The 21980-nt window shown below is 57.4% G+C and carries 19 protein-coding genes and 1 other annotated feature; of the genes, 12 read left to right on the forward strand and 7 right to left on the reverse strand.

Annotation, left to right across the window (positions count from 1 at the left end):
* Positions 1-46: 46 nt before the first annotated feature.
* On the reverse strand, positions 47-568 hold the full coding sequence (gene priC, locus NR201_RS03485) for a primosomal replication protein PriC (protein ID WP_010671220.1): 522 nt from the start codon (positions 566-568) through the stop codon (positions 47-49).
* A gap of 57 nt (positions 569-625) precedes the next feature.
* Between priC and NR201_RS03490 the strand changes: the two genes are divergently transcribed.
* From NR201_RS03490 to htpG, 6 genes are all read left to right on the forward strand, one after another.
* Positions 626-1015 (forward strand): DUF454 family protein, encoded by a 390-nt coding sequence (locus tag NR201_RS03490; protein WP_010255914.1) that lies wholly within the window; start codon positions 626-628, stop codon positions 1013-1015.
* Positions 1016-1159: 144 nt separating this feature from the next.
* Positions 1160-1711: an adenine phosphoribosyltransferase gene (gene apt / locus NR201_RS03495; protein ID WP_010671221.1), complete on the forward strand. Its 552-nt coding sequence runs from the start codon at positions 1160-1162 to the stop codon at positions 1709-1711.
* Between the two features lie 158 nt (positions 1712-1869).
* Positions 1870-3966 (forward strand): DNA polymerase III subunit gamma/tau, encoded by a 2097-nt coding sequence (dnaX, locus tag NR201_RS03500; protein WP_256849380.1) that lies wholly within the window; start codon positions 1870-1872, stop codon positions 3964-3966.
* Positions 3308-3369: a sequence feature (DnaX frameshifting element), on the forward strand. It overlaps the preceding gene by 62 nt.
* Positions 3967-4021: 55 nt before the next feature.
* Positions 4022-4354: a YbaB/EbfC family nucleoid-associated protein gene (locus NR201_RS03505; RefSeq protein WP_003850423.1), complete on the forward strand. Its 333-nt coding sequence runs from the start codon at positions 4022-4024 to the stop codon at positions 4352-4354.
* Positions 4354-4959: a recombination mediator RecR gene (recR, locus tag NR201_RS03510; protein WP_003850420.1), complete on the forward strand. Its 606-nt coding sequence runs from the start codon at positions 4354-4356 to the stop codon at positions 4957-4959. Before NR201_RS03505 ends, recR begins: the two co-directional genes overlap by 1 nt.
* Before the next feature lie 97 nt (positions 4960-5056).
* A complete protein-coding gene (htpG, locus tag NR201_RS03515) occupies positions 5057-6931 on the forward strand; it encodes a molecular chaperone HtpG (protein ID WP_029519428.1) in 1875 nt (624 codons plus the stop codon).
* 82 nt (positions 6932-7013) lie between these two features.
* Here the strand turns inward: htpG and NR201_RS03520 are convergent, their stop codons facing one another.
* Positions 7014-7883, reverse strand: coding sequence for a LysR substrate-binding domain-containing protein (locus tag NR201_RS03520; RefSeq protein WP_022626103.1), 870 nt, complete (start codon positions 7881-7883; stop codon positions 7014-7016).
* Between the two features lie 186 nt (positions 7884-8069).
* Here NR201_RS03520 and NR201_RS03525 point away from each other — a divergent pair, with 186 nt between their 5' ends.
* From NR201_RS03525 to NR201_RS03540, 4 genes are all read left to right on the forward strand, one after another.
* Complete coding sequence (locus NR201_RS03525; protein ID WP_010255933.1) at positions 8070-8930, forward strand: DUF6024 family protein; 861 nt, start codon at positions 8070-8072, stop codon at positions 8928-8930.
* Between the two features lie 129 nt (positions 8931-9059).
* Entirely contained in the window at positions 9060-9704 is a 645-nt protein-coding gene (adk, locus tag NR201_RS03530; RefSeq protein WP_010671225.1) for an adenylate kinase, read from the forward strand.
* Between the two features lie 113 nt (positions 9705-9817).
* Positions 9818-10777 (forward strand): ferrochelatase, encoded by a 960-nt coding sequence (gene hemH, locus NR201_RS03535; protein WP_033779642.1) that lies wholly within the window; start codon positions 9818-9820, stop codon positions 10775-10777.
* A 58-nt stretch (positions 10778-10835) separates the two neighbouring features.
* Complete coding sequence (locus NR201_RS03540; RefSeq protein ID WP_010255936.1) at positions 10836-12137, forward strand: inosine/guanosine kinase; 1302 nt, start codon at positions 10836-10838, stop codon at positions 12135-12137.
* A 387-nt stretch (positions 12138-12524) separates the two neighbouring features.
* On the opposite strand, the gene ybaL is transcribed toward NR201_RS03540, so the two are convergent.
* Positions 12525-14219 carry a YbaL family putative K(+) efflux transporter gene (gene ybaL, locus NR201_RS03545; RefSeq protein ID WP_010671227.1) on the reverse strand — a complete coding sequence of 565 codons (1695 nt, stop codon included), beginning with the start codon at positions 14217-14219 and terminating at the stop codon, positions 12525-12527.
* A 581-nt stretch (positions 14220-14800) separates the two neighbouring features.
* Here ybaL and ushA point away from each other — a divergent pair.
* Positions 14801-16516, forward strand: a complete 1716-nt coding sequence (gene ushA / locus NR201_RS03550; RefSeq protein ID WP_220477213.1) for a bifunctional UDP-sugar hydrolase/5'-nucleotidase UshA — start codon at positions 14801-14803, stop codon at positions 16514-16516.
* A 34-nt stretch (positions 16517-16550) separates the two neighbouring features.
* Here the strand turns inward: ushA and NR201_RS03555 are convergent, their stop codons facing one another.
* Entirely contained in the window at positions 16551-16982 is a 432-nt protein-coding gene (locus NR201_RS03555) for a multidrug/biocide efflux PACE transporter (RefSeq protein ID WP_010671229.1), read from the reverse strand.
* Between the two features lie 89 nt (positions 16983-17071).
* On the opposite strand from NR201_RS03555, the gene NR201_RS03560 reads away from it, so the two are divergent.
* The gene (locus NR201_RS03560) at positions 17072-17941 is read left to right on the forward strand and encodes a LysR family transcriptional regulator (protein ID WP_010671230.1); all 870 of its coding nucleotides are present in this window, start codon (positions 17072-17074) and stop codon (positions 17939-17941) included.
* On the opposite strand, the gene ybaK is transcribed toward NR201_RS03560, so the two are convergent.
* From ybaK to copA, 3 genes are all read right to left on the reverse strand, one after another.
* Positions 17938-18417 carry a Cys-tRNA(Pro)/Cys-tRNA(Cys) deacylase YbaK gene (gene ybaK, locus NR201_RS03565; RefSeq protein ID WP_010259070.1) on the reverse strand — a complete coding sequence of 160 codons (480 nt, stop codon included), beginning with the start codon at positions 18415-18417 and terminating at the stop codon, positions 17938-17940. The two genes, NR201_RS03560 and ybaK, sit on opposite strands and share 4 nt — an antisense overlap.
* 174 nt (positions 18418-18591) lie before the next feature.
* Complete coding sequence (locus tag NR201_RS03570; protein WP_256849381.1) at positions 18592-19395, reverse strand: TraB/GumN family protein; 804 nt, start codon at positions 19393-19395, stop codon at positions 18592-18594.
* A gap of 71 nt (positions 19396-19466) precedes the next feature.
* Positions 19467-21980 carry a copper-exporting P-type ATPase CopA gene (copA, locus tag NR201_RS03575; RefSeq protein WP_256844785.1) on the reverse strand — a complete coding sequence of 838 codons (2514 nt, stop codon included), beginning with the start codon at positions 21978-21980 and terminating at the stop codon, positions 19467-19469.

Below are 21980 nucleotides of genomic sequence, written 5' to 3' on the forward strand. Positions count from 1 at the left end.
GCGCCGAATCACACCCAGTATAGGAGCGCTTTTGTCACGCTGCGCTTTATTCGCTGCCGCGCAACGAAGAGGCCCATTCGACAGAGCGAATCGCCTGCCGACAGCGTGCCAGTCGCTGCTCTAACGTTTCCAGATCCTGTTTCAGCTGATGCTGTACCGCCAGCGTTTCGGCCAGCGCCAGGCGCTGCTCACGCTGATCGATCATTGCCAGTAAACGCCGTTCAAATTCACGGTACTCCTGATATTTTGCGGCGCGTGGGTTCCTGATGGGCTGTTCGCGTCGGGTACGCAGCTGTTGCGTACTCGCCTCGCGTTGCAGGGCGGCAATCTGATCGACCAGGCGTTCAGCCAGCCACGCACTACGGGCCAGATCGTGGCTGCTGTCGCACAGCCGGGCAAAATTCTGTTCCACTTCCAGCAGGTAATCAGCCAGCCGCGTGCCTTTGGTGCGAAACAGCTGAGTATCAAAACGTGGCAGACGGCAAACCCCATCTGAATGGCAGGCGAGTTCCTGCCGCAGGGCGATAAGGAGCTGTTGCAGGCGCTGTTGTATGGCGATCGCACTCATCGCGTCACGCTCAATTGTGCTAACGTACGCTGATGAGGAAAGAGTTGGGCGGCATTCATGCAACGCATTCTGTTATTAACCCTCGGCTGGCTGGCGATTGTGCTGGGGACGCTGGGCATTGTATTACCTTTATTACCTACCACGCCATTCATGCTGCTGGCGGCCTGGTGTTTTGCCCGTTCATCGCCGCGTTTTCATCACTGGCTGCTGTGGAAATCGCCATTTGGCCGCTATCTGCGTCACTGGCAGCAGCATCGCGCGATGCCGCCAGGGGCTAAAGTACGCGCTATCTGCCTGATAGTCGCCACCTTTAGTCTCTCACTCTTCCTGGTGCATCAGCTCTGGGTACGCATCATGCTGCTGATCATGCTGGCGGCGCTGCTGCTGTTTATGTGGCGTATTCCGGTGGTGGCAGAAGCAGCGGACGCACCGCCGCCGCCGCGATAAAGTTGCATTTAGCCGGTCATTTGCTTAGATTTGGGCGTCTTCGTGCGTGGCTTCCCTTTGTGAATTGACTTCCGCTGAGCCTGTTATCAGGTATTAGCGCTTTTGAAGCTGCGCGAAACAGAATTTTTTACCAGGCGTATCATTATGACCGACACTGCGCAGCAGCTTGAATTCATTAAAAACAGCATTAAAAGCATTCCCGATTATCCTAAGCCAGGCATCCTGTTCCGCGATGTCACCAGCCTGCTGGAAGATCCCAAAGCCTATGCCGCGTCGATTGCGCTGCTGGTTGAGCGTTACCGTAATAAAGGCATCACTAAGGTGGTGGGGACGGAAGCGCGCGGTTTCCTGTTTGGTGCACCGGTGGCGTTAGGCCTCGGCGTCGGTTTTGTTCCGGTGCGTAAGCCCGGCAAACTGCCCCGTGAAGTCTACAGCGAATCCTATGAGCTGGAGTACGGCACCGATAAGCTGGAATTGCACAAAGATGCCATCCAGCCAGGCGATCTGGTGCTGGTGGTTGACGACCTGCTGGCGACCGGCGGGACGATTGAAGCGACCGTTAAACTGATTCGTCGTGCAGGCGGTGAAGTTAAAGACGCGGCTTTCATTATTAATCTGTTCGATCTGACCGGAGAAACGCGTCTTAATGCCATGGGCGTTGAGAGCTACAGCCTGGTTAAATTCCCCGGCCACTAAGCCACTCTTTCGGCCTTGCCATCCGGCGAGGCCGTCACGCCTTCGGCGTCAAGATAACGAGTGCCAGCCAAAAGCGTAGCTGATAGACTACTGCAATCTTATACAGGGGTTGCAGAGCGTCTGCGCTCATCTTTCCATCCAACTTCGTCGAACTCCACATGAGCTATCAGGTACTTGCGCGAAAATGGCGTCCCCAGGCTTTTGCTGATGTTGTCGGTCAGGAACATGTTCTGACGGCGCTGGCGAATGGATTGTCTCTGGGACGCATCCATCATGCTTATCTCTTCTCCGGCACCCGCGGAGTAGGGAAAACCACTATTGCGCGTCTGCTGGCCAAAGGCCTTAACTGCGAAACCGGTATCACTGCCACCCCCTGTGGTCAGTGTGATAACTGCCGTGAAATTGAGCAGGGCCGCTTTGTCGATCTGATTGAGATTGACGCCGCATCGCGTACCAAAGTTGAAGATACCCGCGATCTGCTCGACAACGTGCAGTACGCCCCGGCGCGTGGCCGCTTCAAAGTCTATCTCATCGATGAAGTGCATATGCTGTCGCGTCACAGCTTCAATGCGCTGTTAAAGACGCTGGAAGAGCCCCCTTCACACGTTAAATTCCTGCTGGCGACCACCGATCCGCAGAAACTGCCGGTGACCATTCTCTCGCGCTGCCTGCAGTTCCACCTCAAAGCGCTGGATGTCGATCAAATCCGTCAGCAGCTTGAGCATGTTCTGAAGCAGGAACAGATTGAGAGTGAAACCCGGGCGCTACAGCTGCTGGCGCGGGCTGCCGATGGCAGTATGCGTGATGCGCTGAGCCTTACCGACCAGGCCATTGCCATGGGGCAGGGCGCGGTGACCAGCAGTACGGTCAGCGTCATGCTCGGCACGCTGGACGATGAACAGCCGCTGGGGCTGCTGGAAGCGCTGGTCGACGGTGACGGTCAGCAGGTGATGAGCCTGTTGAGCCAGGCCGCGTCACGGGGTGTGGAATGGGAAGCGCTGCTGGTAGAAATGCTGCGCCTGCTGCACCAGATTGCGATGGTGCAATTGCTGCCGACCTCGCTTAATGACGATGATGAGAGTAACGCACTTCGCTTGCGTGAACTGGCGCGGGTGGTGCCGCCCGCCGATCTGCAACTCTATTATCAGACCCTGTTGATGGGCCGCAAGGATCTGCCTATTGCGCCCGATCGTCGCATGGGTGTGGAGATGACGCTGCTGCGTGCACTGGCGTTTCATCCTAAAGCTGCCGTGGCTGAACCCATTGCGCGTCCCGCATTAACTCAGCAGACGGCGCCTGTCGCCCCTGCGCAGACATCACCGGCAGCATCCGGCCCATCGTCGTTAGCACGGCAACCGGCAGCACAGCCAGCCTCACCGTCACCTGCCGCTACGCCGCCGTCGCACACCGCGTCGCCCGTCGCGCAGCAGACTCAACAGCAGATGCCGGAGCAGACGCAGCAGCAGGTTGCCGCTCAGCCGCAGATGGCCGCGCCCGATGCTGCACCGCAGCATTCGCTGTCGCCAGATGCCACACCTGATACCGCACTTTCCAGTTCCACCAGTCAGCTCCTGCAGGCGCGCACTCAGTTGTTGCGTCAGGGAGCGAACAAGCCAAAAAAGCGTGAGCCGGCAGCGCCAGGTGCGCGGCCGGCCAACTCCGCGCTGGAGCGGCTGGCCTCGGTCACCGAGCGCAGTCAGCAGCGTATCCGCGATCGCGAGCCTGCCGCCCCGGTAAAAGAGGAAGCGTACCGCTGGAAAGCGGTTAATCAGCCGGTGGAAGTGGCGGAGCCGGTGGCGACACCAAAGGCCTTGCGTTCTGCGCTGGAGCATGAGAAAACCCCTGAGCTGGCGGCGCGTCTGGCCGAAGAAGCGCAGCAGCGCGATCCCTGGGCCGCAGAGATTGCGATCCTGCCGCTGCCGAAACTGGTGCAGCAGCTGGCGTTAAATGCCTGGAAAGAGACCACCGAAACTGGGGTCTGCCTGCATTTGCGTAGCAGCCAGCGTCACCTTAATTCACCGTCGGCGCAGCAGGTATTAAGCGATGCGCTGAGTCAGCATGCCGGGCAGAGAGTTGAACTCTCGGTAGTTGAAGACGATAATTCATCGGTGTTGACGCCACTTGAATGGCGTCAGGCCATTTACGAAGAGAAACTGGCGCAGGCGCGTCAGTCGATCACCTGTGATACCCACATTCAGACGCTGCAGCGCTTTTTTGATGCCGATCTGGATGAGGAGAGTATCCGACCTGTTTGAACACGCTGCTGCTATCTTAACGATAGCGTTGTAGCCTCAGCTGAGAGAGAAAACTATGTTTGGTGGTAAAGGCGGATTGGGCAACCTGATGAAACAGGCCCAGCAGATGCAGGACAAAATGGCCAAGGTTCAGGAAGAGATTGCCGCGATTGAAGTGACCGGTGAGTCTGGTGCTGGCCTGGTAAAAGTCACCATTAACGGCGCGCACAACTGCCGTCGCGTGGAAGTCGATCCCAGCCTGCTGGAAGATGACAAAGATATGCTGGAAGATCTGATTGCAGCCGCGTTCAACGATGCGGCACGTCGCATTGATGAAACCCAGAAAGAGAAGATGGCTTCTGTCTCTTCAGGCATGCAGCTGCCACCAGGCTTTAAGATGCCGTTCTGATGCAAACCAGTCCACTGCTTGAATCTTTGATGGAGTCGCTGCGCTGTCTGCCTGGCGTTGGGCCGAAGTCGGCGCAGCGCATGGCGTTTCAGCTGCTGCAGCGCGATCGCAGCGGTGGCATGCGGCTGGCGCAGGCGCTGACCCGGGCGATGTCGGAGATCGGACACTGCGCCGATTGCCGGACATTTACCGAGCAGGAAATTTGCACCATCTGCGCCAATCCACGGCGTCAGCAGAATGGTCAAATCTGCGTGGTGGAAAGCCCGGCGGATATTCACGCCATTGAGCAAACCGGCCAGTTTGGCGGTCGCTACTTTGTGCTGATGGGACATCTCTCGCCGCTCGACGGCATCGGTCCGGCTGATATTGGCCTGGATCGTCTGGAGCAGCGACTGGAGAGTGAAACCCTGCAGGAAGTGATCCTCGCCACCAACCCGACGGTGGAAGGCGAGGCGACCGCGAACTATATCGCGGAACTCTGTGGTCAGTATGGCGTCGACGCCAGCCGTATCGCGCACGGCGTGCCGGTGGGCGGTGAGCTGGAGATGGTTGATGGCACCACGCTGTCCCATTCACTGGCGGGCCGCCAGAAGTTTAAATTTTAATCACTTGCCGGTGTTGTGACAGACACCGGCTTGAAAATCTCCCTGTCACCCCCACATCAACCTCAACGTTTGTTCAACCTGTTTTGTTGAGGTAGCAATGACCATGAAAGGACAAGAGACCCGTGGCTTTCAGTCGGAAGTAAAACAACTTCTGCACCTGATGATCCATTCTCTCTATTCAAACAAAGAAATTTTCCTGCGTGAGCTGATCTCCAACGCCTCGGATGCGGCAGACAAACTGCGCTTCCGTGCCCTGTCAGATTCCAGCCTGTATGAAGGTGATGGCGAGCTGCACGTTCGTCTCTCTGTTGATAAGGACAACCGTACCATTACGCTCAGCGACAACGGTATCGGTATGCGTCGCGATGAGGTCATTGAGAACCTCGGGACTATCGCCAAGTCAGGCACCAAATCTTTCCTTGAATCCCTGGGCTCCGATCAGGCGAAAGATAGCCAGCTGATCGGTCAGTTCGGTGTCGGTTTCTATTCTGCATTCATCGTGGCTGATAAAGTCACGGTGCGTACCCGTGCCGCGGGCGCGTCAGCCGAAGAAGGCGTGTTCTGGGAATCCGCAGGCGAGGGCGAATATACCCTGGCTGAAATTGAGAAAGCCGATCGCGGTACCGAGATCACCCTGCATCTGCGCGAAGGTGAGGATGAGTTCCTGGATGCATGGCGCGTGCGCAACATCATCAGCAAATATTCCGATCACATCGCACTGCCGGTTGAGATCGAAAGCAAAGATGAAGAAGGCGAAGGGACACACTGGGAGAAGATTAACAAAGCCCAGGCGCTGTGGACCCGCAACAAATCTGAGATCAGCGACGAAGAGTACAACGAGTTCTACAAGCATATCGCCCACGATTACAGCGATCCGGTCGCCTGGAGCCACAATCGGGTGGAAGGTAAGCAGGAATATACCAGCCTGCTCTACATTCCGGCGCGTGCGCCATTCGATATGTGGAACCGCGATCAGAAACATGGCCTGAAACTCTACGTACAGCGCGTCTTTATCATGGATGACGCTGAGCAGTTTATGCCGAACTATCTGCGCTTTGTGCGTGGCCTGATTGACTCCAACGATCTGCCGCTGAACGTCTCCCGTGAGATCCTGCAGGATAGCCGCGTGACCCAGAGTCTGCGCGCTGCGCTGACGAAGCGTACCCTGCAGATGCTGGAAAAACTGGCGAAAGATGACAACGAGAAATATCAGACCTTCTGGAATGAGTTCGGTCTGGTGCTGAAAGAGGGCCCGGCGGAAGATCACGCTAACCAGGAGACGATCGCTAAGCTACTGCGTTTCGCCACCACCCAGAGCGAAGGTTCGGCACAGACCATTTCGCTGGAAGATTACGTCAGCCGCATGGTGGAAGGTCAGGAGAAGATTTACTACATCACCGCTGACAGCTATGCCGCCGCGAAGAGCAGCCCGCATCTGGAACTGTTCCGCAAAAAAGGCATTGAGGTGCTGCTGCTCTCCGATCGCATCGACGAATGGATGATGAGCTATCTCACTGAGTTCGATGGTAAAACCTTCCAGTCAGTCAGCAAAGCGGATGAGTCGCTGAGCAAGCTGGCGGATGAAGAGACCGAAGAGCAGAAAGAGGCGGAAAAAGCGCTGGAGCCTTTTGTTGAGCGGGTGAAAACTCTGCTGGGCGAACGCGTGAAAGAGGTGCGTCTGACGCATCGCCTGACCGATACTCCGGCGATTGTCACCACCGACGCCAACGAGATGACCACGCAGATGGCGAAGCTGTTTGCCGCGGCCGGACAGGAAGTGCCGGAAGTGAAGTACCTGTTCGAAATCAACCCGGATCATCCGCTGGTGAAACGTGTTGCGGATACGCAGGATGAAGCACGCTTCGGTGAGTGGATTGAGCTGCTGCTGGATCAGGCCTTGCTGGCCGAGCGCGGCACGCTGGACGATCCTAACCAGTTTATCCGCCGCATGAACCAGTTGCTGACCGCATAATGGTAACAGGCCGGTGGTTTTCACCGGCCTCAGACGGCTGATAAAGCCACAGCATCAAGCCGGTGACCCTCACCGGCTTTTTTTATGGTTTTGCGGCATCCTGCAGCCAGTCGCGAAACAGGCTGATCTCCGTATCGTGCCGACGGCTCTGTTTTGTCATCATCCATGTGGCCCGCTCGACGCGTACAAAGCCAAGCGGCGCAAGCAGCGTGCCATCCTCCAGCTCTTTGCGTACCAGCAAACGCGGTGCCATCAGGACGCCAAGACCACTTCGTGCAGCCTGAATCCCCAGTGTCAGACTCTCAAAATGCTTTCCGCCGTTAAAGCGGCCGCTGACCCCTGCTTTGTCCGCCCACTCTGACCAGGCGTGCAGCCGGGTATCCGCATGCAGCAGGGGCATCGCGGCCAGATCCTCGCCGACCCGCAGTTGCGAAGCAAAGTGAGGTGCGCAGAGCGGCCCAATCTCATCCTCGCTGACCAGCGTGGCGTCTATGTCAGATTCAGGGGGCTCGCCGTGACTGAGGATCAGCACATCCACATGTTCGCTGCGCAGTTGCGAGATCTGCGTCAGCGGCTGGAAGTGAACCTCAATCTCCGGATAGCGTTGATAAAAACTGGCGATACGGGGAATCAGCCATTGCGACAAAAAGCTGGGGGCGCAGGAGACCCGAATCTGCTGAAGCAGCCCGGTACGAATGCTTTCGCAGCTGCTGCGCAACTCACTGAACGCCTGCTGACAGCTCAGCAGCAGACGTTCACCGTGTGAGGTCAGTTTCACGCGGCCATGGCTGCGGACAAAAAGTGGTTTGCCCATCCAGCTCTCCAGCTGGCGAATCTGATGGCTGATGGCGCTGTGCGTAACATGCAGATGTTCAGCCGCCACGCTAAAACTGCTGTGTAAGGCTGCCTGGTGAAAATAGTGCAGCGCTCTCAGTGGCGGCAGTCCGTTCATCCTCTTCCCCTGTGCAAAAATCTAACAGGGATTGTCAATTTATATCATTTTAAAGTCCAGCCGCATTGACCTACTCTGTAGGGCAAATTCTGGCGGGTTGACTCAGCCTTATATCTGTGATTTTTCAGGGTATTCCGCCTCGCTTAACCAGCGTTCACGCCGCACACTCCCCGAAGCGAGACAACCATGGCACACCGCTCTTTATCCTCTGAAACTTCAGCAGAGGCGCGCCATCGGTTACGCCTGGCGCTCTCACGTTTTTACCGGCTGGAGCAGTTCGATCTCTTCTTCGCGCCCTCGCTGCATGTGGCGCAGGTCCTTCTTTCTCAGCTCTTTCTGCGGCAGGAGCAGGCGCGCAATCAGCACCGTTACGCCTCGCACTTTCCGGTAACCGAACTCAACATCCTGCCAGCAGTTCCGCTGATCGCGGGCAGCATCATGCTGGTACCGCATGTCGAATTGCCCAATGGCCGCGTGCGTCCGCTGCGGGATTGCCAGAACCAGGGTGTGACGGAGGCGAGCGAGAGTTTTGCCAGCGTGCTGCATCAGAAACTGATCGACGAAGCCCATCTGTTTGTCACCCGACTGGATCGCCACGCTGAGATCTGCAGCGATCTGGTGCTGGTGGCGTTGCGGACCCATGACTTCAGTACGCTGGTGCGCAGCGAACTGCGGCTTTTCGAACAGGGGCTGACCCTGACCGCCACGCATGAGGCACTGCGCCGCTTCGACGATCCGCACTGGCGGCCTTACAATGCCGCCACCGTCGATGCGCTCTCCCTGTCAGACCCGCTGCCGCTGAACTCCTGCCATCAGCCCGGTTTGCCGTTTGCCAGCTTTAATGTCCCGGCCTCCGTGATCACATCGCTTTCAGATGCGGAAGATGTGGTGAAATGGCCGCAGCAGGCGCGGCTGCTGCTGAATGCTAACGTGCGCGGCAGCGGCAAAAAAAGCGTGAATATGACCCATCATCTGAGCCGACGACTGCAATTCCTGCTCGGCTCAGGCGGTAAATCTGAAAAAGCGTCCGGCAGGCCAGGCGGGTAGGGGGCAGGGCCAAAAAGCAGCTCAGGTCGCCCTGCGCGATCCGCGCCCTTCCTTGTGATGAGCGGGTCATAATGGTATGTTCTTTCGCTTCTAAGATAGATCAATGCGATTCGCAAGGGGATTTACGCAATGCGTATTATTCTGCTCGGAGCTCCGGGCGCAGGTAAGGGGACTCAGGCCCAATTCATCATGGAGAAGTATGGCATTCCGCAAATCTCCACCGGCGACATGTTGCGTGCAGCAGTAAAAGCAGGCAGCGAGCTGGGCAACCAGGCGAAAGCCATCATGGATGCTGGCAAACTGGTGACCGATGAGCTGGTGATTGCGCTGGTCAAAGAGCGTATCACCCAGGAAGACTGCAAAAACGGTTTCCTGCTGGACGGTTTCCCGCGCACCATTCCTCAGGCAGATGCAATGAAAGAGGCCGGGATCACCGTTGATCACGTGCTGGAGTTCGCCGTACCGGATGAACTGATCGTTGAGCGTATCGTGGGCCGTCGCGTTCACACGCCATCAGGCCGCGTTTATCACGTCACTTTTAATCCACCGAAAGTGGAAGGCAAAGATGATGTGACCGGCGAAGAGCTGACCATGCGTAAAGACGATCAGGAAGAGACCGTGCGTAAGCGCCTGGTGGAATATCATCAGATGACCGCGCCGCTGATTGCTTACTACAGCAAAGAAGCGGAAGCGGGCAACACTGCCTATCACAAAATCGACGGCACCCGTAAGGTGACCGAAGTCAGTGCCGAGCTGGCTAAGATCCTGGGCTAAGTTCACAGGGGCCGGTATTACTGGCCCCTTTTGCAGTAATCGCTTTTACCTCCCACTAATTCCGCTACAATTTCCCCGTTTTCACGCATCCCCGTTGTTATCAAGGAACTCAAATGAGGCAAGATAAGGCCGGCGTGTTATTGGTTAATTTAGGTACACCAGACGCGCCCACCACACCTGCAGTTAAACGCTATCTGAAACAGTTTTTAAGCGATCCGCGCGTGGTCGATGCGCCGCGCTGGCTCTGGTGGCCGGTTCTCAATGCCGTTATTCTGCCGTTTCGCTCGCCGCGCGTCTCTAAGCTCTACGCATCGGTCTGGATGGAAGGCGGTTCACCGCTGCTGGTTTACAGCATGCGTCAGCGCGATGCGCTGGCGGCACGGGTCGATATGCCCGTCGAGGTGGGCATGAGCTACGGTAATCCAAGCCTGAAAAGCGCGGTTGATAAGCTAATGGCGCAGGGCGTGACCCGCCTGATTGTGCTGCCGCTCTATCCGCAATTCTCCTGCTCCACCGTGGCGGCTGTGTGGGATGGCCTGACCGAGGTATTCAAAGATTATCGCTCGCTGCCTGATGTGCAGTTTATCCGCGACTACGCCGAACATCCGGCCTATATCGCCGCGCTGAAAGCGACGGTGGAGCGATCCTTTGAGCGGCACGGTCAGCCCGATCTGCTGGTGTTATCCTTCCACGGCATTCCGCAACGTTTTGCTAACGAAGGCGATGACTACCCGCAGCGCTGTGCGGATACCACGGCGGCCCTGGTCAAAGCGCTGGGCCTGCGTGACGATCAGTATATGATGACCTTCCAGTCGCGTTTTGGTCGTGAGCCGTGGCTGATGCCCTACACCGATAAAACCATGGAAAGCCTGCCCGCTAAAGGGATCAAACATGTTCAGGTGATGAGCCCGGGCTTCTCGTCAGACTGCCTGGAGACGCTGGAAGAGATCAGTGGTGAAAACTGCGAAATCTTCATGCATGCCGGGGGTGAGAAGTTTGAGTATATCCCTGCGCTGAACGCCGATGAGGCGCATATCGACATGATGGTGCAACTGGTCGACGCACGCCGTTAAAGCGCAGGCGGAGAGTGTGATATCATTCTCCGCCTGTTTTTCCAGACGGCACCTCCCGATGAAATTTCCCGGCAAACGCAAATCCAAACACTACTTTCCTGTCAGCGCACGCGATCCCCTGTTACAGCCCGCCCAACACGATGTTGATGCAGGCAGCTGGGTGGTGGGTATCGACCAGACGCTGGTGGATATCGAAGCCAAAGTCGATGACGCTTTTCTCGCACGTTATGGCCTGAGTGCCGGGCACTCGCTGGTTATCGATAATGCCGTCGCGGAAGCGTTGTACAACGAGTTGATGCAGGAAGCGCTGATCACCCATCAGTTTGCTGGTGGCACCATCGGTAACACGCTGCATAATTTCTCGGTGCTGGCCGATGACCGCTCCGTGCTGCTGGGCGTCATGTGCAATAACATCCAGATTGGCGGCTACGCCTATCGCTATCTCTGTAACACCTCAAGCCGGGTCGATCTTAACTATCTGCAGGGCGTGGATGGCGCCATTGGACGCTGCTTTACGCTGATTGGCGAACATGGCGAGCGAACCTTTGCTATCAGCCCCGGCCAGATGAACCAGCTGCATCCGGATAACGTACCGGAAGAGGTGATCGCCGGAGCCTCTGCGCTGGTACTGACCTCCTATCTGGTGCGCTGTGCCGAAGGTGAACCGATGCCACAGGCAACGTTACGGGCGATTGAGTATGCCAAACGCCACAACGTGCCGGTGGTGCTGACGCTGGGCACCAAACATGTGATTGGCGACAATCCTCAGTTCTGGCGCGATTTCCTGCGCGAGCATGTCAGCATCGTGGCGATGAATGAAGAGGAAGCGCTGGCGCTGACCGGCGAAAGCGATCCGCTGCTCGCCGCCAATATGGCGCTGGACTGGGTCGATCTGGTGCTGTGTACTGCTGGCCCGATTGGGCTCTATATGGCGGGTTACACCGAAGAAGAGTTCAAACGCAAAACCAACCATCCGCTGCTGCCTGGCGCGATTGCTGAATTCAACCAGTATGAGTTCAGCCGGGTGATGCGCCAGCAGGATTGCCAGCAGCCGCTGCGCATTTTCTCGCACATCGCGCCTTATATGGGCGGACCGGAAAAGATCATGAACACCAACGGCGCCGGAGATGGTGCGCTGGCGGCGTTACTGCATGACATCACCGCCAACAACTATCACAGCCTGAATGTGCCAAACTCCAGCAAACATGCGCGTCCTTACCTGACCTACTCATCGCTGGCGCAGGTATGTAAATATGCCAACCGCGTCAGCTACCAGGTGCTGAATCAGCATTCGCCGCGTCTGACCCGCGGTCTGCCGGAGCGGGAAGACAGTCTGGAAGAGTCTTACTGGGATAGGTAAAGCTGGCAGCTGCCGCGCATAAAAAAGCCCTTCTGAAGAGAAGGGCCTTAGAAGACTGGCAACGTCTGGCTCGGTTAGCGATGAGATCGAGCCTGTTAAGGGAACACGGTCAGATCGGAAAATTGCTAAGCCATCCGTAGCCGGGCGAATTCTTCGCGTTGTTCAAAAACGCTCCCGGCGTTTTTAGTACGCACCTCATCCCTGAGGTGCGCCCGTAGCCGGGCCAACGCTTCGCGTTGTTCAAAAACGCTCCCGGCGTTTTTGTCCCGGTCGACGGGACGCTTTGCTCTTCTGTCCGTGTTCCCTGCGTGTTGAGTTTATTCGTTGCGGTAAAATTTACTCTGGTTTTGATATATCAGAAGCCTGCCAGGCTTTGCTTAACACGAATCAGCGCACGACATCGCAGGGCTGTAAATCTTCGCCCTGGGTCATCTCATCCTGCAGGATTTGCAGCATACTGCTGGCAATCTCACGTTCACCCATCACCACACGGGTGGCACCCCGTTCCATGATGTACTCGACTTCATCGTCATAGTGGGCGCGGGCGATAATCTCGATATTCTGATGTTTTTCACGCGCGGCGGTGACTACTTCACCCGCTTCATAGCCATTCGGAATAGTCAGTAACAACCAGCGGGCGCAGTCGAGTCGGGCCAGTTCCATCGTGTCAGCGCGGGCAGCATTACCCAGCACCGCCTTGATGCCGCGCTCGCGCAGCGCTTCGACACGAGCGCGGGAGTTTTCAACCACCACCAGCGGAACATTGGCTTCAAGCAGCTTCTGACCAATCAGACTGCCCACCCGGCCGTAACCCACAATCACCGCGTGATTGCAGAAATCCACCGGGATCTGCTTCTCTTCTTCAATCGCCTCTTCCAGCGTCTGCTCTTCCATCGTCTCCGTTTTCGCCAGGAAACGCTCCAGCAGGGTAAACAGGATCGGATTAAGCATAATCGACAGGATGGCGGCGGCCAGCACCAGGTTGCGGCCCTCGTCAGTCAGCAGGCCCAGCGAGATACCCAGACCGGCCAGAATAAAGGCGAATTCACCAATCTGCGCCAGACTAACCGAAATGGTCAACGCTGTACGACGTGAATGGCCGAGCAGCGATACCAGCAGCCAGGCGGCGACCGATTTACCCACCACAATAATCACCAGCGCGCCCAGCACTGCCAGCGGCTGCGTCACCAGAATCGACGGGTCAAACAGCATGCCGACCGAGACAAAGAACAGCACGGCAAAGGCATCACGCAGCGGCAGCGTATCGCGCGCGGCGCGGTGGCTCAGTTCCGACTCGTTCAGCACCATACCGGCAAAGAAAGCGCCCAGCGCAAACGAAACATCAAAGAATTCAACAGCACCAAAGGCGATGCCCAGCGCCAGCGCTAATACCGCCAGAGTAAACAGCTCACGCGAGCCGGTGGCGGCGCTGCGGGCGAGGATCCAGGGGACGGCACGCCGTCCCACCACCATCATCAGCACCATAAAGGCGGCGACTTTGCCGATGGTCCACAGCAGGTCCCAGGCCAGCAGTCCGGCACTGGCGTTGCCCTGTTCCATCATGCCGGCAATCGCAGGCAGCAGCACCAGTGTCAGCACCATCACCAGATCTTCAACAATCAGCCAGCCAATCGCAATCTGCCCGCGCTGGCTATCGATCAGTTGCCGCTCTTCAAGCGCGCGCAGTAACACCACGGTACTGGCGGTAGAAAGGCAGAGACCAAACACCAGGCCGGTCATCCACGACCATCCCATTGTCCACGATAAGCCCATTCCCAGTAACGTCGCGACCGCGATCTGTGCGATGGCACCGGGAATGGCTATCGACTTTACCGACATGAGATCTTTCATTGAGAAGTGCAGGCCGACACCAAACATCAGCAGAATCACGCCGAGTTCTGCCAGTTCAGGAGCCAGATTGGTATCGGCAACAAAGCCGGGGGTAAAAGGGCCAGCCAGCACGCCTGCCATCAGGTAGCCAACCAGGGGCGAAATACGCAGGCGGTTCGCCAGCATCCCAAGGAGAAATGCCAGAACCAGTGCTCCGACAATGGTAGTGATCAACGGTGTGGTGTGATGCATGCCTGTCTCCTTGTATACAAATGTATCCGCTTGTAACAAATGAGTTTAAAACAAAATCTATTCTTTCGCTGAGCAATTTGCGGGAATACCCTAAAAAAGCAGGAAAAAAAGTCAAATGCACAATCGAAAGGGTGTTTTTGTTCATTATCCATAATATTGGCTGATTTGACGGTTTAAAGCGGTCCGGGTAAATAAAAATTAGCATCCTTAAATGCCGTGGGTATGACACAAATAAGGGTTAAATGCGCGCACAGACAGGGTAAAGCCCGTCAGCGGCACTTTTGCAGGGGTAAACAACTGGTTAACATCAGGCCTGGCTACCCGTTCTGGCTTATCCGGAACAAACCAGTCTGACGCTGGCGCGGCCTTGCGGCTATTGTCATGCTCAGCAAAAGCGGTCCGGAGATAAAAAGAGCGGCATACAGAGACAGGCGAATGTGCGTTGGCCTTGAGTTCGCCGGGGGAATGTGCGACACAGTGGGGCAAACCGGCAGAAAATCGGGCCAGACGGCAAATTAAGGAGAATCACAGTGTTGTTATCTAAATGGACAGGGGCGGGCGTGGCACTACTGGTGGCCCTGATGCCGCTGTTTTCACAGGCCGCCCAGGCCGATCGCACCTATCGTTTCAGCCTGCTGCACACCAACGATGAGCATGGTCATTTCTGGTTTACTGAGCAGGGTGAATATGGTCTGGCGGCGCAGAAAACCTTAATGGATACGATGCGCTACGATGTGCAGTCCAGAGGCGGCGGCGCATTGATTCTCTCTGCCGGTGATGTGAACACGGGCGTGCCGGAGTCCGATGAGCTGGATGCTGAACCCGATTTTCGCGCGATGAACCTGATTGGCTATGATGCCATGGCGCTGGGCAACCATGAGTTCGACAAGCCCATCGCGGTCCTGCGAAAGCAGGAGAAGTGGGCGCGATTCCCGCTGCTCGCCGCCAACGTTTATCAGAAAAGTACCGGTCAGCGCCTGTTTAAGCCCTGGGCGGTATTCAATCGTCTCGGGCTGAAAATTGCGGTGGTCGGGCTGATCACCCCGGATACGGCGAAACTGGCCAATCCGGCGGGCCTGACGGATACCGAGTTCCGCGATCCGATTGCGGAGGCGGAGAAGGCGGTGGCCGAACTGCGCGCCACAGAGAAGCCGGACGTGATTGTCGCGCTGACCCACCTTGGTCACTATGACGACGGTAAGCATGGCAGCAATGGCATTGATGACGTCACCCTGGCGCGCAGCCTGCCTGCCGGCACCATCGATCTGATTGTTGGTGGTCATTCGCATGATGCGGTCTGCATGGAAAAAGAGAACGTCAGCGTTAAAAATTATCAGCCGGGCCAGCCCTGCAAACCCGATCAGCAGAACGGGATCTGGATTATGCAGGCGGATAAATGGGGCAAATATGTCGGACGTGGTGACTTCACCTTCCGTAATGGGCAGGTGACGCTGGAGGCTTATCAGCTGGTGCCGGTCAACCTTAAACATCAGATAAAGAACGCGGATGGCAGCGAAACCTGGCTCACCTGGCAGGAAGAGATCCCGAAAAACACCGCCATGATGAAACTGCTGATGCCATTCCAGAAACGGGCTGAGGCGAAGTTAACCGTGAATGTCGGTAGCGCCGACGGCAGCTTCAGCGGTGAAAAAGAGCAGGTTCGCTTTGAGCAGACGAATCTCGGCCAGCTGATTCTGCGCGCTCAGATGGCGCACACCAAAGCCGATTTTGCGGTGATGAGCGGTGGCGGTATTCGCACCTCGCTGAAATCGGGCAAGCTGAGCTGGCGTGACCTGCTGCAGGTCCAGCCGTTTGGCAATCAGGTGGTCTCGGTCAGCCTGACCGGGGCGGAGATCAAAAAATATCTGGATGTGGTCGCTAATATTCAGCCTGACTCAGGCGGCTACGCCCAGTTTGCCGGCATCAGCCTGACCGCAGACGGTAAACATGTCAGCGACGTCAGCATTAACGGTAAACCGCTGCAGGATGCGCAGCATTATCGCATGGCAACCAACAGCTTCAATGCGGCTGGCGGCGACGGTTATCCGCGTCTGGATAATCATGCGGGTTATCTCAACAGCGGGGTAGTCGATGCGCAGGTGTTGCGTGACTGGATCAAGACGCACTCGCCGGTCAAAGCCAGCGACTATCAGCCGAAAGGGCAGATTGTGCATCTGAGCGATGAGCAGATCCGGGCGCGGGATGAAGCTGCGGAAAAAGCGCGGAAGCGTAACTATCCAAAAATGATCCTGGCGTGGATCTGGCCGTGGGGGAACGAAACAGCCGCCACGCATTGAACTGACCGGGAGGCGCTTGCGCCTCCCGTTTTTCTTACGCCCGGCAGGCGTGACGTCTGATCCAGCGCTCGCGCAGTTTGTCCCACACCCAGTTGTAGGCCATGGTGTAGGGCAGGAAGAAGAGGAAAAAGGCCACTTCGACCAGGAAAGCCTGACCCAGAGAGATATCCAGCATCCAGGCGGCAATGGGCAGACCAATCAGGATAAATCCACCTTCAAACCCCAGCGCATGTAATACACGCACGCCCGGGCCACGTTTCTGGCCTGGCGCATAGAGGCGATCAAATCCGCTGTTGTAAATCATGTTCCATAGCATCGCGACCGTAGAGAGCATAATCGCCAGCGATCCCATCTGAAACAGCGGTTTATTCATTGCCCATGCCGCCAGCGGCGAAACGGTCAGAATCGCCAGCGTTTCAAAGCAGACAGCATGAAGAATACGTTCTTTAAGTGAGCGGGTACGCATTGTGAGTTCTCCTTCAATAATGCGGCGCATTTTCACACGTCGGAATGCTAAGATAAAATGAACACCTATCGGAAAAAGCGATGGTTCAGATGCGTTACTCCCCGGAATCCCTTGAGGCTTTTATGCAGACTGTGGCGAGCGGTTCTTTCTCTGCCGCTGCGCGCGCGCTAGGTAAAAGTCAGTCCACCATCAGCGCGGCAGTAGCCAGTCTTGAAGACGATCTCGGCTTTGCGCTGTTTGAACGGGCAGGTCGGCAGCCGGTCCTCACCGAGCAGGGACGCCGCGTTATTCCTCAGGTTCAGCAGATCCTGGCAGCCAGCGAGCGGCTGGATGCGCTGGCGATACGGCTGTCGCAGGGCGTTGAACCCCGGCTCAGTTTTGCCATGTCAGACTTCTGGCAAACCGATCATCACGAGCATCTGCTCAGGCAATTTGATGCCCGTTATCCGGAGATTGAACTGGAGGTCATGATTGCCGAGGATGGTGATGTGCTGGATCTGCTGCAGGCCGGGCGGGTACATCTGGGCGTGGTGCGGGCACAGCCCAATCTGCCGGTGGATATCGCGGTGGCGCGACTGCAGGTTGAAGCACAGATGGCGGTCTTTTTACATCGCGATCATCCGCTGGCTCAGCTTAAGACCCTGAGCGAAAGCGAGCTGGAAGGGGTTCGTCACCTGCGATTAAATACCTGGGTTGAGGCATCTGAACCCGCGCCAATGGGGCGCATCTGGTCGGCACCGACCTATCTGTTACTGCTGGAGATGGCGGAGCAGGGATTTGGCTGGACGATTCTGCCGCGCTGGCTGGTGAAACAGTTTGGTCATGGCGTTCTGAAAGAGTTGTCGATGCCGGGCTGGCCGCAGCATATCGCCATTGAGGTGGTCTGGTCACGCCGTACGCCACCCGGTCCGGCGGGTCGCTGGATGATCGATCAGCTCTGCGCACAGCCACGGGTTTAGTCGTGGCGGGCGATATCCGCAAACGGAGCGTCCAGCAGTCGTGAAAGATCCCGGGGAGCCAGTTCGATATCCAGCCCACGCTTGCCGCCTGAGATAAACATGGCGTCAAACGCGCTGGCTGAGTGGTCGATCACCGTAGGCAGCCGTTTTTTCTGGCCCAGCGGACTGATGCCGCCCACCAGATAGCCAGTGACCCGCTGGGCCAGCTGTGGGTCGGCCATATCCGCTTTCTTCGCGCCCAGCGCTTTTGCCACCTTCTTGAGATCCAGTTGCGTCGATACCGGCGTAATCGCCACTGCCAGCTGTTTCGCCTCGCCATTCAGCGCCACCAGCAGCGTCTTATAGACCTGGCGCGCATCCAGATTGAGTTTACGTACCGCTTCGTCGCCAAAATGGGTTTCGCTGCTGTCATGCTCATAGGGATGCAGGGTGAAGCTGACTTTTTGTTTTTCCAGCAATTTTACGGCGGGCGTCATACAGGTTCCTTACTAAGAATAATCTTATTACGCAGAATCGTGGAAAAAGGTGGCGAAACTTTGTTCTTTGAGTGAAAATTAGCCGCGCGCCAGCAATCTGATTGCTGAGCGATAACCAAAATCATAAACAAATTCCTCTTTGACGGGCCGATAATATTATCGGCTCTCTTTTTTTCAGGGCTTCTTCAGCATCTCAGGCAGGTTATCTTCGCCGTAGAGATGCAGAGCACCGACCGCTACCACATAGTTTCCTGCTGATAATCCCTGAAGCCGGTCACACCACTGCGCATTTCGCTGACCGATCAACGTATCATTCAGCGCCTGGCTGAAGGTGGCGGGCAGGGCGATTTCCGGCTGGCGTGGCGGCGTATCGAGCCACCAGCTCACCATCATCTGCAGCAGGCGCGCATTGGTGTGCCAGTGCAGCAGCGTATCCTGTAACAGCGCCATGCCATCATCCGGCAGCGCAGTCAGCAGGGCGATCTGCGCCTCTGCGCCTTCCAGTTCAATCACCGGTTTGTTCAGACCTTTCGCGGCCTGCAACAGCTGATAATCGATGCCGTAGTCAGGTCGTAATCCCAGCCTTTGTGCCTGCTGCGCCTGTAACATCAGCGCCACCTGCCAGGCGGGCAGATTATCAAACAGGCTCAGATTGAGGCTCATCTCCTGACAGAGTGCGGTGAGCGTTTGCATCGCGTGACTATCCAGCCGGGTGGAGAGCGCAGGACGATCGCCGTGGTGATCAAAGGGTGAACCACCCTGCGTAATATCCGCTTCCACAATCAGTGCATCCGCCTGCTGCAACTGACGCAGCAGACGGGCGGGCAACGGCTGCATGTCGCGCGTCCCCATGTGGATGCTGCCGACCAGATGCAGCTGACGATCGCCAAGCCGGATATCCATCGCAGGCCAGCGGTAACTGGCGGGAAAAAGTTGGCTGATAAAGCCGCGCAGTGAGCGCCAGATGTTGCCTGTCATTCCCGGTCCTTTGCGATTCAAAACCCCATGCTAGCGACTTCAGCGCGTGAAAAACAGCGCTGAAACGGCGATCACTCGCGCGGTGGCCGGTAACGCAGCAGGCGGTTAGCATTGCTGACCACGGTAATGGAGGAGAGCGCCATCGCTGCACCCGCCACAATCGGGCTGAGCAGGGTACCGGTCAGCGGATAGAGCACACCCGCTGCCACCGGAATGCCGATGCTGTTATAGATAAATGCCCCAAACAGGTTCTGCCGGATATTGCGCAGGGTCGCGGAAGAGAGCGCTAACGCGTCTGCCACGCTGTTCAGGTCGGCACGCATCAACGTGATGCCCGCGGTTTCCACCGCCACATCGCTGCCGCCACCCATGGCAATGCCCACATCGGCCTGCGCCAGTGCGGGCGCGTCATTGATGCCATCACCCACCATCGCGACGCGACGGCCCTGCTGCTGTAATTGTTCAATTGCAGCCGCTTTGCCTTCCGGCATCACGCCCGCAATTACTTCATCAATACCGACCTCGGCAGCAATGGCGCGCGCGGTATTTTCATGATCGCCAGTCAGCATAATCAGGCGATAACCCTGCTGATGCAGTCGCTTCAGAGCTGCGCCGCTTTCCGGTCGAAGCTGATCGCGCAGCGCGATAAGCCCGGTTAGCTGGCCCTGCTCAGCCAGTAACACCGGCGTTGCACCCTGTTGCGTCAGCCGCGCAATCTCTGCTTCCGCCGCCTGGTAATCGACGCCGTTATCCTGCATCAGCGCGGCATTACCCAGCAGCAGCGTTCTGCCATCCAGACTACCGCTGACCCCTTTGCCGCGTATTGTACGAAATTGCGCTAACAGAGGCGGCTGGGTCAGTTTCGCTTCGGCGACAATCGCTTTCGCCAGTGGATGACCCGAGGAGAACTCCAGCGCAGCTGCTGTCGCTAACACTGATTCACGGGTGGCATCGCCCCAGACCTGCACGTCACTGACCTGCGGCTTGCCGGCAGTAAGTGTGCCGGTTTTATCAAACACCAGGGTGTCGATTTGGCTGGCGCGCTGCAAGGCATCGGCGTCGCGCACCAGCACCCCCAGCTCGGCGGCGCGGCCAACACCAGCAATAATCGACATCGGCGTCGCCAGGCCCAGCGCACAAGGACAGGCGATAATCAGCACGGTTGTCGCGATCACCAGCATGTAGGCAATTTGTGGCTGCGGCCCGAACAGATACCACACTGCGCCGCTGAACAGTGCGATCAACACCACCACCGGGACAAAAACGGCGGAGATGCGATCCGCCAGACGGCCCACATCCGGTTTACTGCTCTGCGCCTGACGCACCAGCCGGATAATGCGCGACAGGGTGGTGTGATTACCCGTCGCCCGGGCGATAAATTCTACCGAGCCATCCTGCACCAGGGTGCCGGCAAAGATGGCTGCGCCCGGGGTCTTGCTTTGCGGCACCGCTTCGCCGGTCAGCATCGCTTCATCAAACCAGGCTTCACCGGTAGCGATCTCGCCATCGACCGGCACCCGATCGCCGGTGACCAGGCGCAGCGTCATGCCGGGCTGCACATCGCTGACCGGAATCAGCCTGTCGCCCTGTTGATCAACCTGCCGCGCCTGGGCTGGCGTCAGATCCAGCAATCTTTCCAGCGCTTTAGAAGATCGCTGACGCGCCCGCTGTTCCAGGGCATGCCCCAGATTGATCAGGCCCAGGATCATGACGCTGGCTTCGAAATAGAGATGGCGCGCCTGTGGCGGGAAAAAGTCGGGCCACAGCACCACGCTAAAGGAGTAAATCCAGGCGGCGCCTGTGCCGAGTGCCACCAGCGTATCCATGGTGGCGCTGCCATTGCGTAAACTGCGCCAGGCACTGCGGTAAAAATGGCTGCCGGTGACGATCATGATCAGCAGAGTCACGATGCCCAGCGTCAGCCAGACGCCGTGGTTGTGGTCGGTGAGCATCATGTTGTCGCCCACCATGCCCCAGATCATCAGCGGCAGGCCAAACGCTAAGGCGACTGCAGCCTGCCAGCTGAAACGCCGCATCGCGCTGCGGGCGCTGAGCTGCTGCTTCTCCCGTCGCTCCTGCTCGTCATCCACTACCTGCGCGCCATAACCCGCGGCATCGACGGCCGCTACCAGCTGCTGCGGATCAGCGTCGCCCAGCACCAGCGCACTGCGTTCGCCGAGATTTACGCGCGCCTGGCTGACGCCTGCTACCTGCTGCAGTGCTTTTTCCACCCGGCTCACGCAACTGGCGCAGGTCATGCCCTCAATCAGCAGCATATGGGTGGGGAGGGTTGTTTCTGCCGGACGGGAAGCAGTCTCCGTTGTCAGCGCCTCCGGCGGCGGCTCTGATGCTGTCAACGGTTCAGACTTTGGGGAAGCGTCCGCGGTTTTCAGCGTCGCGTGATAACCCGCCTGCTCCACGGTGGCGATCAGCGCGGCCGCATCTGCGTGACCGGAAACCTGCGCTTCCTGTTGGGTCACGTCGGCCTGGTCAACATCATCGCGTTGTTCCAGTGCCTCTTTGACACGTTTGACACAGTGGCCGCAGGACAAGCCGTCCAGTGCCAGAGAAATAGTGTGTGACAT

The organism is Pantoea sp. Fr-CA_6 (genome assembly GCF_024520895.1).
Classification (GTDB): domain Bacteria; phylum Pseudomonadota; class Gammaproteobacteria; order Enterobacterales; family Enterobacteriaceae; genus Pantoea; species Pantoea agglomerans.